The following is a 14,452-nucleotide window of genomic DNA, read 5'->3' on the forward strand; positions in this document are numbered from 1 at the left end:
TGGCGATTTGCTCGTCCCGGGGCCCATAGGCGGCACCCCAGTCCTCATCCCAGTGAATGCGGTTAGGGCCCTTTGGGTCCCGGCCCGCGGTTCGTGGGGTATATAAGGAGGGGCAAATGGGGTCGCAAGGATGTGAAGGGACTCAAATTGAGCCAAGTTTCGAGCCGCGACGTCAGGGGATTTCGCATCTTTGACGGTTTCTTGGACCCGCCTGCCCAGGCCGCCATGGTCGAGGATGTGCGTCAGCTGCTGCGGGCAGCGCCCTTGGTGGCGCCCGTCACGCCCCGGGGGCAGCCCTTATCGGTGCGCATGACGTCGGCAGGACAGGTCGGTTGGGTGACCGACCGGCGCGGGTATCGTTATGCGGATCGTCATCCCTCTGGTACGGCGTGGCCAGCGATTCCGGCGTCGATCCGGGCGGTGTGGGATGCGGTGACAGTGCAGGCGCGCGCGCCGGATTCCTGCTTGGTGAACTGGTACGGCCCCGAGGCGCGCATGGGAATGCACCAGGACCGGGACGAAGCGGATCTGACCCAGCCCGTCGTCTCCATCTCGCTCGGGGATGATGCGCTGTTTCGGATCGGCAACACGGAGCGGGGCGGCAAAACCGAAAGTCTTTGGCTGCGGTCGGGGGATGTGGTGGTCATGGGGGGTGACGCGCGTCTGCGCTACCACGGGGTGGACCGCATCGCGCCGGGCACCTCGACGTTGTTACAAGCGCCGGGTCGGATCAATTTGACCATGCGCGTGGCTATGGCGTGAGCGTGCAGCACCCCGACAGCATGTCACCGCCATAGAAGGCGTTGATCTCTAGCCCCATGACCCGGTCGGACATGCCATCACCGCATTGTTGTTGCGCGATGACCCCCTGGAACAACCCATCGTCGAGCCAGAGCATCAGGCCGTGCCGGTCCCGTCGGTTTATGGGTGTTGTCCGCGCGACCACGACGCCGGTGGATGATCCCTCTGGCGTGGACAGCACCGTATCTTCGCCGACCGAGAGGGCCCAGAACGGCTCCGTCCCTGAACAGCGGGCAATCTGAGGGTAGCTCCCCAACCATTGCCCCGGTTGGCGGGTGAGAAACCGTAGGCTGACCCAGCCTGACCGCTCCCCCACGTTCACGCGCCCCCAGGTTTCAGCCTGGTTTGGGGTGATGACCTCCACGTTCACTGCGTCTGGCGCGAGGGTCCCGATGATATCGGCCCCTGGGTTCGGCGCGGCGCGGATGTTGAGCACATCGTCCGCTGCCACGCCCGCCACGTCATAAAACGCGGGCCAGGCGTCTTGGGTGGCCCAGACCGGTCCCGCAGCCCAGATCAAAAGCGCAACGAGCGCCCTCACCGGCCCGCCATCCAGGAGACGGAGGCGTGCCGCTTGGTGTAGAACTCGCCCATCAACCCGATCAAGATCAGGATCAACGACAGGATCAGGGGGTACGTCCAACTGGTGTAATGCGGGTTGTAGTTCACAAAGGTGAAGCCGCGCGACTGGTCGATTGTGTGAAACAGCGGGTTCCAAGAAAAGTACCCGAGCCAGGCGCTGGGCAGGGAGTTGGCCACAAACATCTTGCCCGAGAACACCATGTTTGCGCGGGAATAGATCGTGTTGGCGATCTGCACGAAGTTGGGAAACCAGGGTTTGAGGGCGAGAAACACAAGCCCGATGCCGATGCCTGCCAACCAGGACAGCAGGAACATCCCAAAGGCTTGAACGGGGTCCTGGATGATGACGGGGTGCCAGGCGACGTGGACGGCAAACAACACCACGACGAGCGAAAGGGTTTGTAGGTACAGCGCTGACAGGGCCGAGGCCGCGATGGCCACCGCCGTGTTCATCGGGGCGTGCTTCATCATCGGCGAGGCTGGCCCTTCGGACCCGAGAACGGCGCCGATGGTCTTAACATGCGTCAGGAACAGGAAAATCCCGGACATTAGATACAGCAGGAAATCCCCTCGGATCGCGCTGCCCCGCATGCCAAGCAGGGCGAACAACGCGAAGAAGGCCGCGAGAAAAACGACCGTCTGCAAGATGTTCATGGCCAGCGCCAAGAGCGCATTCCCGTGACCCTTGCGGGCCTGCCGAACTGTCGCGTGGAACACGAGTTCGGCCAAAGTGAAGGCGTTGCTGACCGCGCTTTGACGCTTTTCCACCCGAAACACGCTGTTTTTCCTTCCCGACTTGCCCGAACGGGTTGAGCTTACCATAAGCATCCGTGACCGCGAAGCGGCCGCCTGTTGTTCGGCGGTGCTACACTTAAGACCTTAAAGGATTGTCCTACTCATGGAATTTGACCGAATGATGGAGGTGCTGCGGCGCCTTTCCCTAGAGGCCGGTGATAAAATCATGGAGATCTATGGCGAGGACGATTTCGACGTTCGGGCCAAATCCGACGACAGTCCGGTCACCGCCGCCGACGAAGCCGCCGATGCGATCATCAGCGCCGGCTTGGCCGCGGCCTTTCCCGAGGCGACGGTCGTGACCGAAGAACAGGCGGACAGCCATGATCTGGAGTCGGCGTCCTTCTTCATCGTCGATCCGTTGGATGGCACCAAGGAATTCGTAAAGCGGCGCGGGGATTTTACGGTCAACATCGCTTGGGTTGAAGAAGGCGTTCCGCTGCGTGGGGTGGTCTACGCGCCGGCGCGCGGTCGTTTGTTCTGGACTCAGGCCGATGGCACCACGGTCGAAGAGGCGGCGCCTTTTGCCAAAGACGCGGTTGGCGACCTGACGCGATTGTCGGTCTCTGACCCGGACAACGCGGCGCTGCGGGTGGTCGCGTCAAAGTCCCACCGGGATGAGGCCACGGACGCGTATATTTCAAAGTATGCGACCTCCGACATGAAATCGGCGGGATCGTCGCTTAAGTTTTGTTTGGTCGCCACCGGCGAGGCGGATTTGTATCCCCGCCTCGGACGGACCATGGAATGGGATACCGCTGCTGGGGATGCGGTTCTGCGCGGTGCGGGCGGACAGGTGGTTCGGTTCGATGACCATACCCCGCTGCAATACGGCAAACCTGGGTACGAGAACCCTTACTTTATCGCCTTTGCCGAAGGCGTCACATTGCAACAGGCCTAACAGGCAAGGGTTTGCCTGACCTATGGGCAAGGACTTTCAAGGCCAGGGCTTTTGTGCCAGAGGCCCGTTAGGCACACATTTGCCCTAAAAGTGTGCTACAACAACACTACGGGGGCACCGGACGGTCAGATCGTCCGGCTTGGAGAAGAGAAGGATTTCTGATGAGCAAGCCAGTTACAAAGGCTATTTTTCCCGTCGCTGGTTTGGGTACGCGGTTCTTGCCGGCGACGAAATCGGTTCCCAAAGAAATCATGACCCTCGTGGATCGGCCCCTGATCCAATACGCCATCGACGAAGCCCGCGCTGCCGGCATCAAAGAGTTTATCTTTGTCACGGCCCGGGGCAAGTCCGCCCTGGAGGACTACTTCGACCATTCGCCGGAGTTGGAGCGGACCCTGGAAGCCAAGGGCAAGGACGACCTCCTGGCGGAGTTGAAGCATACCTATATGGACTCCGGCCAAATCGCCTACATCCGTCAGCATCGCGCGATGGGGCTGGGGCATGCTGTCTGGTGTGCCCGTCGTCTCATTGGGGATGAGCCCTTTGCCGTGATCCTGCCCGATGATGTCATCGCGGCAGAGACGCCCTGCCTGGAACAGATGGTCAATGCCCATGCAAAGACCGGCGGCAGCGTCGTTGCCGCGATGGAGGTGTCGGCGGAAAAGACATCGTCCTACGGCATCTTGGATGTGGATCCTGCCGTGGGCGACACGCTCAAGGTCAAAGGTATGGTGGAAAAACCCGCTGCTGGAACCGCGCCGTCGAACCTGGCTGTGATCGGCCGCTACATCCTGAGCCCACGGGTCATGCAGCATCTCAACGATATCAAGTCCGGTGCGGGTGGTGAGATCCAGCTGACCGACGCCATCGCCAAGGAGATCGAGGACGGCGACGATGTCCACGGCTTCCGCTTTAAGGGTCAGCGTTACGACTGCGGATCCAAGGCCGGATTCCTGCAGGCCACCGTGGCCTTTGGCATGGCGCGCGACGACCTGCGCGAGGAGTTGGTGGAGTTCCTGTCCGACATCACTTCGATCCCGACGGCGGCCCAGTAACACGGGCACCATGGGCACAGGCGACGATCTGTGGACGGCCTATAAGCTTCGATGGAGACGGCGCCGCCTCTTGGCGCGGTCCCTGCGCAAACGGCGCCAGATTACATGCCGCGTGGATCGGACCGACCTGATTGCGCCAGGGGCGATCCTGGCGTTTGCGACCGTCCGGAACGAAGGGCTCCGCCTCCCCCACTTCTTCGACCATCATCGCACACTGGGCGTCGATCATTTCCTGGTGGTCGACAACGCCAGCGACGATGGCAGCGCCGATTGGCTGGCCGCGCAGCCGGATGTGTCGCTCTGGTCCACGCCAGACAGCTACAAGCGATCCCGCTTCGGCATCGACTGGCTGACGGTGCTGATGCGGCGGTACGGTCATGGGCACTGGTGCCTGACGTTGGACGCCGATGAACTGTTCGTCTACGCCCATCACACCACGCGGACCCTGAAGGCGCTGACAGATTGGTTGTCGTGGCAAGGGCGCGACAGCATGGGCGCGTTGATGCTGGATCTCTATCCGCGCGGCGCGCTCGGCGAGGCAAAGCATCACCCGCACCAAGATCCGGTCGACACCCTGCCCTACTTCGATGCGGGCAACTATGTGATCACGCGCCAAGCCAAATTGCAGAACCTCTGGATCCAGGGGGGCGTGCGAGCGCGCTGCTTTTTCGCGCCCGAGCCGCGCCGCGCCCCCACCCTATCCAAGGTCCCGCTTATCCGGTGGCACCGCAGCTACGCCTATGTCACCTCAACCCACTCCGCCCTGCCCCGCCGCTTGAACCACGTCTACGACACCAACGGCGGAGAGGCGCCTTCGGGGGTTTTGCTTCACACGAAGTTCCTTCCCAACATCATCAGCAAATCGTCTGAGGAAAAGACGCGCAGGCAGCATTTCGAGAACTCGGATCTCTACCAGGGGTACTACGACGCTCTGATCGGTGACCCCGTTTTGTGGTGCGAGCAATCGACTCGATATCAAGGCTGGCAACAGCTTGAGGGGCTCGGCCTGATGTCACGTGGCGGGTGGGCGTAACCGAGCGTCAAGGCTTTTCTGGAACAAAGCCCCAAGATGGCCTTAATTGCTGAATAGGTGGAAACAATACAGGGGGCCGTCCGGGCGCCCCAGTTGAAGGTTTGGGGTGCCATGGGGCTTTTGTCCTCCTATCGGATGCGCTTGCGTCGCAAGCGGTGGCGCGCACGGGCCTATCTCCGGCGGCGAGAATTGACCTGCGTGGAAAACCGCACCGGCCAAATCGCCAAGCCCGATCTTTTGCTGTTTTGCACCGTGCGCAATGAACGCACGCGGTTGCCCTATTTCTTCGACTACTATCGGCGGCTGGGCATCAACCACTTCCTCTTTGTCGACAACGGCAGCGAAGACGGCACGCGGGAATATCTGGCGCGCCAACCGGACGCGTCGGTTTGGACGACCACGGCCAGCTACAACCGGTCGGCTTTCGGTGTCGATTGGCTCAACTGGTTGCAACGGCAATATGGCGCGCGCCACTGGTGCCTGACCGTCGATGTGGATGAGTTCTTCGTCTATCCCTTCTGCGACACGCGCCCCCTGCGGGCGCTGACCGATTGGTTGGATGCCAGCCAGATCCGGTCGTTTGGCGCCATGCTGCTGGACATGTATCCCAAAGGCCCGATCGCGCGGCATACCTATGTCGAGGGGCAGAACCCCTTCGAGATCGCCGCTTGGTTCGACAGCGGCAATTACGTCATCGAGAAGAACCCTGGCTTGGGCAATCTCTGGATTCAGGGCGGTGTACGGGCGCGCAAGTTCTTTGCCGACCGTCCGTATCAAGCTCCGGCCCTCAATAAGATCCCCCTGGTGAAATGGACGTCCGATTATGTCTACGTCAGTTCCACCCATGCGTTGCTGCCCCGGGGGTTGAACCAGGTCTATGATGTCGATGGCGGTGAGAAAGCCACGGGCGTTTTGCTGCACGCCAAGTTCCTGAACATGTTCGTGGACCGGGCCGAGGAAGAGGCGGCGCGCGGCGAACACTACCGCGCGGGCGACGAGTATAAGACCTATGCCGATGAATTGGACCCCCGCGCCAACCTCTGGTGCAAATGGTCGGAACGCTACATCAACTGGCGTCAGCTCGAGATTCTGGGCCTGATCTCCAAGGGGAATTGGGCATGACGCTAGGCTTCGTCATGTTGGTCCATACGGCCTTTGATCGGGCCGAGCAGGTGGCGCAGTATTGGTCCAATGCCGGCTGTCCCGTCATCATCCACGTGGATGGCAAGGTCACGCAAAAGGTGTTTCGCGCCTTTAAGGCCCGCTTCGACGGCAACCGGCTGGTGCGGTTTTCAAAGCGGGTGCGCGTGGAATGGGGCACCTGGTCCTTGGTCGAAGCGACGCAATTGGCCACCACGCGGATGCTGGATAACTTCCCGGACGTGCGGCACGTCTACTTGGCGTCAGGCTCCTGCCTGCCGCTGCGTCCCGTCGGTGAGTTGCAGGAGTACCTGTTCGCCAACCCCGAGACGGACTTCATCGAAAGCGTGACCATCCAAGAGGTGACTTGGACAGTCGATGGGTTAGAGGCGGAACGCTTCACCTTGAGGTTCCCATTTTCCTGGCGGAAACGGCGTAAACTGTTCGACCGCTACACGGAGTTGCAGCGCAAGCTGGGGGTTCGTCGCAAACTGCCCGAAGGCCTGTCGCCCCATCTGGGCAGCCAGTGGTGGTGCCTTACCCGCGACACGTTAGAGGCAATTCTGAAGGCGCCGGATCGGATCGCCATGGACCGCTACTTTCAACGGGTATGGATTCCGGACGAAAGCTATTTTCAGTCCCTAACCCGCCGCTACGCGCGCCGTATCGAAAGTCGCTCCCTGACGCTGGCCAAGTTCGATACCCAGGGCAAACCCCACATCTTTTACGATGATCACGTGCAGCTGCTGGAACGGTCCGATTGCTTCGTCGCGCGCAAGATTTGGCCCCAGGCTGATGCGCTTTACGGGACCTTCCTTGACCCCGACCGTCCAGCCAAACGCGTGGCGGAGCCGAATCCAGGCAAGATTGATCGTGTCTTTGCCCGCGCCAATGACCGGCGAGGGGACGGACGCCAAGGTTTGTACAACCAAGGCCGGTTTCCTGCGCCTGGCTTCCAGGGGCCAGTGACTTGCGCGCGCTACAACGTCTTTAGCGGCTTTGCGGATCTCTTCGAGACCTTCGACCTCTGGCTCGCCCGGCGGATTGGGGGGCGCGTCCATGGGCGCCTCTATCACCCAGATCGGGCGGAGTTCGCCGGAGAGGAGCGCGTTCTGAACGGCTGTCTGAGCGATAGCGCCACATTGCGCGACTACCGACCGCAGCAGTTTCTAACCAACCTTTTGTGGTCCACACGGGGCGAACGTCAGACCTTTTTCTACGGTCCCGGCGATACCCCTGAGGTTGCGCAGTTCATGGCGCGCGATCCCAATGCGACGATCTGTGTGATTTCGGGGGCCTGGGCCATTCCGTTGCACCTGTCACAGCGTCCCATGGATGAGATCCGGTCCGAAGCGGCCCGGCTGCAACGGGCGGAATTGGCGTTTCTCAAGGCGTTGAACGATGTCGGTGTGACGGCTCGGGTCCACCAATGGACGCTGGCCGATTTCGTGGTGCAACCGATGGAAAAGCTTCAGAACATCGTCGATGAAATCACGGGACCGGGTCCCCGGCGGTTGACGGATATCCCGCCCATGCCAGACCTGTCCGCCTTTCCGGAGTTTCTTCAGCGGCTGCGCAACGAAGGGGTGAAACCGGTGGTGATGGGTGATTTCGCGGCCACACCGCTGCCCCAGGGACGTCGGCGCCATGGCCGCTAAGTTCGATGCCTTTGTGGTCTTCGCTGAGATGCGGACCGGCTCCAACCACCTGGAGGAGTCGCTCAACAGCCTGTCAGACGTGACCAGCTACGGTGAGATTTTCAATCCGGTGTTTCTGGGCGCGCACAACCGCGAGTCCTTGTTCGGGATCGACATGGCCGCGCGTGAGGTGGATCCCCTGCCCCTGCTGTCCGCGCTTCGGCACAACACCGAGGGGTTGCCGGGCTTTCGGTTCTTCCACGACCATGATCCCCGCGTTGTCGATACCATCCTAGAGGATGCGCGCACGGCCAAGATCATCCTGACGCGCAATCCCCTCGACAGCTACATCAGCCTCGCCATTGCCCGTCAAACGGGGCAATGGCGTCTGACCAACCCAAAGATGGCCAAAGCGGGCAAAGCGTATTTCGATGGTGCGGAGTTCGACGGGGAGCTTGCCCGCCAACGGGCCTTTCGGGACCGCATTCAGGAGGCCCTGCAACGCACGGGGCAGGCGGCGTTCTGGTTGGCCTATGAGCAGATCGGAGACTTGAACGTCCTCAACGGCTTGGCGGCCTTTCTGGGATCCCAGGATCGGTTGAAGGCTGTCCCCGGCAAACTGAAAAAGCAAAACCCCGGCGATCCGGAGGAAAAGGTCGACAACCCGGAAGAGATGCGCGCCCACCTGGCCGGTCTCGATCCGTTCCTTCTGTCCCGGTCCACCAATCTGGAGCCACCCCGTGGCCCAGAGGTGCCCAGCATGATGGCGGCGGCCCAGAGCCCCCTCCTGTATCTGCCGATTCCCGGTGGGCCGACAGCCGCTGTGCGGGCCTGGCTGACGGCGCTGGACGGAGCGGCGCCGACCGATGGGATGCGCCAACGCGATCTGCGGCCGTGGATGCGCAAGGCGAAGGATTTTGTCAGTTTCGCGGTGGTGCGTCATCCGTTGGTCCGGGCCCACGGCGCATGGCAGAGGGTTCTGTCCGACAAAGGGCCAGAGGCGAATGCGCTGCGCCGGATACTCTCGAACCAACATGGCGTGACAATCCCCGAGGTGCCCGACCCGGATCTGCATGCGCAGGGCTTTTTGGGGTTCCTGACCTTTCTCAAGGCGAACCTGAGTGGGGGATCAGCCCTGCCCGTCACGCCGGAGCGTGCCAGTCAATCCGCGATCCTGAGCGGTATGGCTCAGGCCGTCCTGCCCCAACGGCTAATCCGCGAGTTCGATGCGCCGGGTGACTTGGCGCGTCTGGCCGATTTCTGTGGACGGGCGGCGCCGGAGTTGGATTTGACCTGCGCGGAGGCGACGCCTTCCCTTGCCGAGATTTACACCGACGCCCACGACGACGCGGCCATTGCCGCCTATCGTCGGGATTTCCTGCAGTTCGGCTTTCGCAGATGGAAGAACAGCTAGGGCGCGCAGATTCCGAATACGACCTGTTGCCCAGAGCCATCAGATCGGATCCGGTCCAAAAGGGCACCTTCGGCCCTTGGTCCCACCCTTAAGCGGCTTGGTTCGCTTCCATTTCTGTCAGCACCGTATGCAGGATCGCCGGATCGCTGTTGGCCCGCAGCTTGGCGCAAATGCCACTGTCTCGCAGGGTGCGAGACACCAGGGCCAGCGCCTTCAGATGCGCCACGCCCGCGCCTTCCGGGGCGAAAAGCGCAAAGATCAGATCGACGGGTTTGCGATCCATGGCGTCGAAGTCCAGGGGCGTTTCCAACCGCAGGAAGACGCCATGGACGGCCTCTAGCCCATCGAGCCGCGCGTGGGGCAGGGCGACACCGTCGCCCACGCCCGTCGGTCCAAGGGATTCGCGGTCTTGCAAAGCAGTGAAGGCGTCAGCCTGGTCCAAACCGTAGACGTCGTGCGCAATATCACCCAGATCACAAAACAGCCGTTTCTTGCTGCTGATCTTCGGCAATACCCTCACGGCCCCGGGGGCCAGGATGTCGTTCAACTGCATTCGCTCGATCCTCGCTCCGCCTTTGTGGCGGATGTCTTACGTTCCGGTTGCCGGGTCTATCCAGCCGACGTTGCCATCCTCGCGCCGGTAGACCACGTTCACGCCCCCATCCTTTTCGTGTTTGAACACGAGAACCGGGGCGCCGGCCAGTTCCATTTGCATAACGGCCTCTCCAACGGACAGCGCGGGGATCTTCGTCTCCATTTCGGCAACGATGATCGGCTGTAGCGTCTCGGGCTCAGAATCCTCCGTCTCAGCGGCGAGGATATATGAAGCACCGCCAGAAACTGCAACAGGCTGCTGCCGCTCCTGGTGGTGGTTCTTGAGCCTGCGCTTGTAACGGCGCAACTGCTTGTCCAGTTTCTCGGCGGCCCCATCGAAGGCGGCATAGATCTCGGTCGCCTTGGCCTTGGCCGTGGCCGTCAGACCGGTCGAGAGATGCACCGAGGCTTCGCAAACGTGTTCATGCGCCGACTTGGAAAACGTCACCTGCGCATCGGTTGGTCGGCCGGAATACTTTTCTAAGACGCCACTGAGCTCGGTCTTTACGTGGGTCTGTAGGGCTTCGCCGATGTCGATTTGCTTACCGGTGATCTGATAGCGCATGGGTCCTCCTCGGGTGGTCTGGAAAGCGTTGGCTCGGATAGGTCGGCTGACGCTCAGGGCACCGGGCCGCCGGGTCGGCGGCGGTCGTGTCGGGGGGCGCGATCGGCCAACCCCAGAACATGAGAGCGGTGCTCCATCCTCTGATTGGGCGCCGGAAGAGGGCGCTCTGTCAACGGAAATCGGAGCGGGGACCTTAACGGGCGAAGCTTTCGCCCAGATAGACGCTGCGGACCTTGTCGTTGGCCACCACGTCATCGGGGCTGCCGGACATCAAAACACCGCCGTCATGCAGAATATAGGCGCGATCAACGATTTGCAGCGTTTCCCGAACGTTGTGATCGGTGATCAGAACGCCGATGCCACGGGACTTCAGATCGACCACAAGACTGCGAATATCGCCCACGGCGATGGGGTCCACACCGGCAAAAGGTTCATCAAGCAGCAAGTACCGGGGCGACGCCGCAAGACAGCGCGCGATTTCCACCCGGCGCCGCTCACCCCCGGACAGGGCCATGGCAGAGGCGCGGCGCAGGCGTTCGATGTGAAACTCGCTAAGCAGTTCTTCGAGACGTTCGCGGCGACGGTGGCGCTTGGGTTCGGCCACCTCCAGGATCGCCATGATGTTCTGTTCCACCGTCAGGCCCCGGAAGATCGACATCTCCTGCGGGAGGTATCCGATCCCGGCTTTGGCCCGGCGGTACATGGGCAGCCAGGTGACCTCGCGCCCGTCGAGGGTCACTTGACCGGCGTCAGGTGTGACGAGACCGGCGATACAGTAGAACGTCGTGGTTTTGCCTGATCCGTTCGGTCCGAGCAGCGCGACCACTTCGCCCCGCGCCAGATCCATGGAGACGTCGTGGATGACGGGCCGCTTCTTGTAGGACTTCTTGAGACCTCGGATGTGCAGGCCGCCCGCGCCCTCGATGACGGTGGGGGCTGTCACGGCTGCAACGTGGTGCGGACGCGGCCCGTGACCGTTCCGGCACCAGACTGGAGGTTCACAGCCAGACGGTCGCCCGCCAAGGTGCTGCCCGCTTGACTGACGACGACGTCCCCAGTGAGCAGGATCTCGGATGTCCCTAGGACATAGACCGCCGATTGCCCCTCGGCCGCGTCTTCGCCCGCGACGATCAGCACATCGCCCGTTGCGTTCACACGGTCGATCCGGCGATCCCCGTTGACGACCGCATAATCGACCACAACACGCGCAGCGCTGAGCCGCAGGTCATCCTGGGCAATGACGACATTCCCCGTCAGCGTGGCGCGGCCTGTGGATTGGTCGACCTCCAGGTTGTCGGCGGCGACCTCGACCGGCGCGGACCGGTCGTGATTCCCGCCGCCAAAGCCAACCTGAGCCTGTTGCGACAGGGCAGGGGTCGCGATGACGGCGATCAAGGCAAGGGTGCGGATCAACATGGGGCCATCCTACTCAACTGGGGGGACGTATAGCAGGTCTACACCTCCCGTGAAGAGCAGGCGCTGACGCCCCTCGCTGTCTTCGCTCAGATGCATTTCTCTGGCGTTCAGCCGCCCAAGGGGGCCTGTCCCGGTCACCCCCTCCCTGGCGGTAACGGACAGCGTGCTGAGCGAGCCCTGCAGGTGCGGTGTGGTCAGGGAGAACCCCGTGGAGGTCTCCACCTCCACCTCGCCGGTCAGCGTAACGGTCCGGGTCGCAGTGTCGATCAGACCGGTGTTCGCCGCCACGCGGGCATCGGACACCTCACGCCCAACGAGGGTCAGTTGGATCTCTTGCGCCGTCATCTTGCGGGCATCCTTGGGATCGGGCTTTGCCACCTGAGCCGTCAGCGCGAATTCGGTCCCATTCCGCGAGACGCCTGAAAACCGTGGGGACGTTAGTTGTTGGTCCTTGGCCCGCAAGGACACGTCCACGTCCGCAAACGGAATGGCATCGTCGGGGTTTACCGTTCGCGCCAAGAGAAACAGCGTCGAGAGAAGGATCAAGGCACCCACCGGCAGCAGGATGCGCGCGCCTTTGATCAGGCGGGTGTGGTGACGATCTGCAACCATTCCCGCCATATAATCACGAATGGGCGAAAATGTCGGTCTCGGGATAGCCGATCAGATCCAGCTTTGCGCGGGTCGGCAGGAAATCATAGCAGGCTTGCGCGATCTCCAGGCGATCTTCGCGGCGCAGACGGGCGTCGAGTGCCTCTTTTAACCGGTGGAGATACAGGACATCTGAGGCGGCATAGGCCATCTGCGCCTCGGTTAGCTCTTCGGCGCCCCAATCGCTGGTCTGCTGCATCTTGGAGATGTCTTCCTGCAGCAACTCATGGAGCAACGTCTTCAGCCCGTGGCGGTCGGTGTAGGTCCGCACGAGGCGCGAGGCGATCTTGGAGCACCAGACTGGCGCGGCCAAGGCACCAAAGGCATGGTACATCGCGGCGATGTCAAAGCGACCGTAGTGGAACAGCTTGAGGCAAGTGCCGTCGCGGAGCAGCGCCTCCAGGTTCGGGGCCGACGTCTGGCCCTTGGCGATCTGGACCAAGTGGGCGGTGCCGTCTCCGCCTGACAATTGCACCAGGCACAAACGGTCGCGGTGCGGGTTCAGGCCCATCGTTTCGCAATCGATGGCGACGCCATTTGGGAAGGTCAGCCCGTCGGGCAGGTCGCCCTTGTGCAAGTTGATGGTCATCGGCGCCTCCGAAAACGCGAATGCCCAGCACGGGGCTGGGCATTTCGTGTGGTAGACCGTGGTGCCCAGGAGAAGACTCGAACTTCCACTCCCTTGCGAGAACTGGCACCTGAAGCCAGCGCGTCTACCAATTCCGCCACCTGGGCATCCACGGTGGGCGGTGGGTATCCCCGCCCGCTGGTCGCGTCAATACCCCCAATTGCGAAAACCTGTCCTCTTGTCCGGCGGTGTCGCAACCGGTATCGCAAGCCCGACCGGACAGGAGAGATGTCATGCACAAGCTCGTCACTATTTTCGGCGGCTCCGGCTTTGTGGGTCGCTACATTGCGCGCCGTCTTGCCGAACAGGGCTGGCGGGTGCGCGTGGCCGTGCGGCGCCCGAACGAGGCGCATTTCGTGCGGGTCTATGGTGCCGTCGGCCAAGTGGAGCCTGTGTTTGCCAATGTCCGGGACGATGCCAGCGTCGCCGCGGCCCTGATGGGCGCCGATGCGGTCGTCAATTGCGTGGGTATCCTGGCCGAGGCTGGCAAGAACAGGTTTGACGCCGTCCAGGCGGAGGCGCCGGGGCGTATCGCGCGCTTGGCCGCCGCCGAAGGCATCACCGGCATGGTTCAAATCAGTGCAATCGGTGCCGATGCTGAGAGCGACAGCGACTATGCCCGCACCAAGGCCGCGGGCGAGGCGGCTGTTCTGGCGCATCAGCCCGACGCCGTGATCCTGCGGCCCTCCATCGTGTTTGGTGCCGAGGATCAGTTCTTTAACCGCTTCGCAGGCATGGCGCGCCTGATGCCGATCCTGCCCGTTGTAGGGCCGAACACGCGCTTTCAGCCGGTGTTTGTCGATGATGTCGCTGCCGCTGCGGCCCTAGCCGTCGAAGGGAAAGCCAAGCCCGGCATCTACGAGTTGGGCGGGCCCGAGATCCGCACCTTCCGCGAGTTGATGCAGGACATGCTGGGCGTCATCCGCCGCCGTGCGCTGATTTTGACCGTTCCATTCTTCGCCGCGCGGATCATGGCCTGGGGGTTGGATCTGGCGCAGACGGTGACCGCTGGCCTTCTCCACAACGGAACCTTGACCAAGGATCAGGTGCGGAACTTGGCCCGCGATAACGTGGCCTCTGACGATGTGCCGGGCTTCGAGGCGCTGGGGATCGTCCCCACGACGATGGAAACGGTTCTGCCCGAATACCTGTGGCGCTTCCGCCGGTCCGGTCAATATTCCGATATTAAGAAGAGCGCGTCGAACCTCAAGACCTGAGGAACCGCCGCGCTATGTACTGG

Annotated in this window: 16 protein-coding genes and 1 tRNA gene; 8 read left to right on the forward strand and 9 right to left on the reverse strand. The window is 62.2% G+C overall.

The genetic code is table 11. The features are described 5' to 3' along the window. The first annotated feature begins 147 nt into the window (after positions 1 to 147). Positions 148 to 762 (forward strand): alpha-ketoglutarate-dependent dioxygenase AlkB family protein, encoded by a 615-nt coding sequence (locus K5R33_RS09535; RefSeq protein WP_220748796.1) that lies wholly within the window; start codon positions 148 to 150, stop codon positions 760 to 762. Here K5R33_RS09535 and K5R33_RS09540 read toward each other — a convergent pair. Together K5R33_RS09540 and K5R33_RS09545 are read right to left on the reverse strand one after the other, a co-directional pair. Further along, entirely contained in the window at positions 752 to 1,342 is a 591-nt protein-coding gene (locus K5R33_RS09540) for an SH3 domain-containing protein (RefSeq protein ID WP_220748797.1), read from the reverse strand. The genes K5R33_RS09535 and K5R33_RS09540 overlap by 11 nt on opposite strands. Further along, positions 1,339 to 2,160: an ABC transporter permease gene (locus tag K5R33_RS09545; protein WP_220748798.1), complete on the reverse strand. Its 822-nt coding sequence runs from the start codon at positions 2,158 to 2,160 to the stop codon at positions 1,339 to 1,341. Before K5R33_RS09545 ends, K5R33_RS09540 begins: the two co-directional genes overlap by 4 nt. 121 nt (positions 2,161 to 2,281) lie before the next feature. Here K5R33_RS09545 and cysQ point away from each other — a divergent pair, with 121 nt between their 5' ends. The 6 genes from cysQ to K5R33_RS09575 all read left to right on the forward strand — a co-directional run bounded on the left by cysQ (position 2,282) and on the right by K5R33_RS09575 (position 9,358). After that, positions 2,282 to 3,079 (forward strand): 3'(2'),5'-bisphosphate nucleotidase CysQ, encoded by a 798-nt coding sequence (gene cysQ, locus K5R33_RS09550; RefSeq protein ID WP_220748799.1) that lies wholly within the window; start codon positions 2,282 to 2,284, stop codon positions 3,077 to 3,079. 161 nt (positions 3,080 to 3,240) lie between these two features. Beyond that, positions 3,241 to 4,134, forward strand: a complete 894-nt coding sequence (gene galU / locus K5R33_RS09555) for a UTP--glucose-1-phosphate uridylyltransferase GalU (protein ID WP_220748800.1) — start codon at positions 3,241 to 3,243, stop codon at positions 4,132 to 4,134. Positions 4,135 to 4,144: 10 nt separating this feature from the next. Continuing rightward, positions 4,145 to 5,167, forward strand: a complete 1,023-nt coding sequence (locus K5R33_RS09560; protein ID WP_220748801.1) for a glycosyltransferase family 2 protein — start codon at positions 4,145 to 4,147, stop codon at positions 5,165 to 5,167. A 111-nt stretch (positions 5,168 to 5,278) separates the two neighbouring features. Then, positions 5,279 to 6,289, forward strand: a complete 1,011-nt coding sequence (locus tag K5R33_RS09565; RefSeq protein WP_220749063.1) for a glycosyltransferase family 2 protein — start codon at positions 5,279 to 5,281, stop codon at positions 6,287 to 6,289. Then, positions 6,286 to 7,965 (forward strand): DUF5927 domain-containing protein, encoded by a 1,680-nt coding sequence (locus K5R33_RS09570; protein WP_220748802.1) that lies wholly within the window; start codon positions 6,286 to 6,288, stop codon positions 7,963 to 7,965. The genes K5R33_RS09565 and K5R33_RS09570 overlap by 4 nt, the downstream gene beginning before the upstream one ends. Further along, entirely contained in the window at positions 7,955 to 9,358 is a 1,404-nt protein-coding gene (locus K5R33_RS09575) for a sulfotransferase domain-containing protein (protein WP_220748803.1), read from the forward strand. Before K5R33_RS09570 ends, K5R33_RS09575 begins: the two co-directional genes overlap by 11 nt. Positions 9,359 to 9,446: 88 nt before the next feature. Here K5R33_RS09575 and K5R33_RS09580 read toward each other — a convergent pair whose 3' ends face one another. The 7 genes from K5R33_RS09580 to K5R33_RS09610 all read right to left on the reverse strand — a co-directional run bounded on the left by K5R33_RS09580 (position 9,447) and on the right by K5R33_RS09610 (position 13,319). Further along, positions 9,447 to 9,911: a PTS sugar transporter subunit IIA gene (locus tag K5R33_RS09580; protein ID WP_220748804.1), complete on the reverse strand. Its 465-nt coding sequence runs from the start codon at positions 9,909 to 9,911 to the stop codon at positions 9,447 to 9,449. Between the two features lie 36 nt (positions 9,912 to 9,947). Further along, positions 9,948 to 10,517, reverse strand: a complete 570-nt coding sequence (gene hpf / locus K5R33_RS09585; protein WP_220748805.1) for a ribosome hibernation-promoting factor, HPF/YfiA family — start codon at positions 10,515 to 10,517, stop codon at positions 9,948 to 9,950. A gap of 193 nt (positions 10,518 to 10,710) precedes the next feature. Then, positions 10,711 to 11,460: an LPS export ABC transporter ATP-binding protein gene (gene lptB, locus K5R33_RS09590; RefSeq protein ID WP_255576291.1), complete on the reverse strand. Its 750-nt coding sequence runs from the start codon at positions 11,458 to 11,460 to the stop codon at positions 10,711 to 10,713. Continuing rightward, entirely contained in the window at positions 11,457 to 11,933 is a 477-nt protein-coding gene (gene lptA / locus K5R33_RS09595) for a lipopolysaccharide transport periplasmic protein LptA (protein WP_255576292.1), read from the reverse strand. The genes lptB and lptA overlap by 4 nt, the downstream gene beginning before the upstream one ends. A 9-nt stretch (positions 11,934 to 11,942) precedes the next feature. Further along, positions 11,943 to 12,545, reverse strand: a complete 603-nt coding sequence (gene lptC / locus K5R33_RS09600; RefSeq protein WP_220748806.1) for an LPS export ABC transporter periplasmic protein LptC — start codon at positions 12,543 to 12,545, stop codon at positions 11,943 to 11,945. Positions 12,546 to 12,558: 13 nt separating this feature from the next. Continuing rightward, on the reverse strand, positions 12,559 to 13,173 hold the full coding sequence (locus tag K5R33_RS09605; protein ID WP_220748807.1) for a ribonuclease D: 615 nt from the start codon (positions 13,171 to 13,173) through the stop codon (positions 12,559 to 12,561). Between the two features lie 59 nt (positions 13,174 to 13,232). Then, a tRNA-Leu gene (locus K5R33_RS09610) sits at positions 13,233 to 13,319 on the reverse strand. A gap of 126 nt (positions 13,320 to 13,445) precedes the next feature. On the opposite strand from K5R33_RS09610, the gene K5R33_RS09615 reads away from it, so the two are divergent. Next, positions 13,446 to 14,429, forward strand: a complete 984-nt coding sequence (locus tag K5R33_RS09615; RefSeq protein ID WP_220748808.1) for a complex I NDUFA9 subunit family protein — start codon at positions 13,446 to 13,448, stop codon at positions 14,427 to 14,429. Positions 14,430 to 14,452: the final 23 nt, after the last annotated feature.

The sequence above is a fragment of the Jannaschia pagri genome, assembly GCF_019655435.1.
Lineage (GTDB): Bacteria > Pseudomonadota > Alphaproteobacteria > Rhodobacterales > Rhodobacteraceae > Jannaschia > Jannaschia pagri.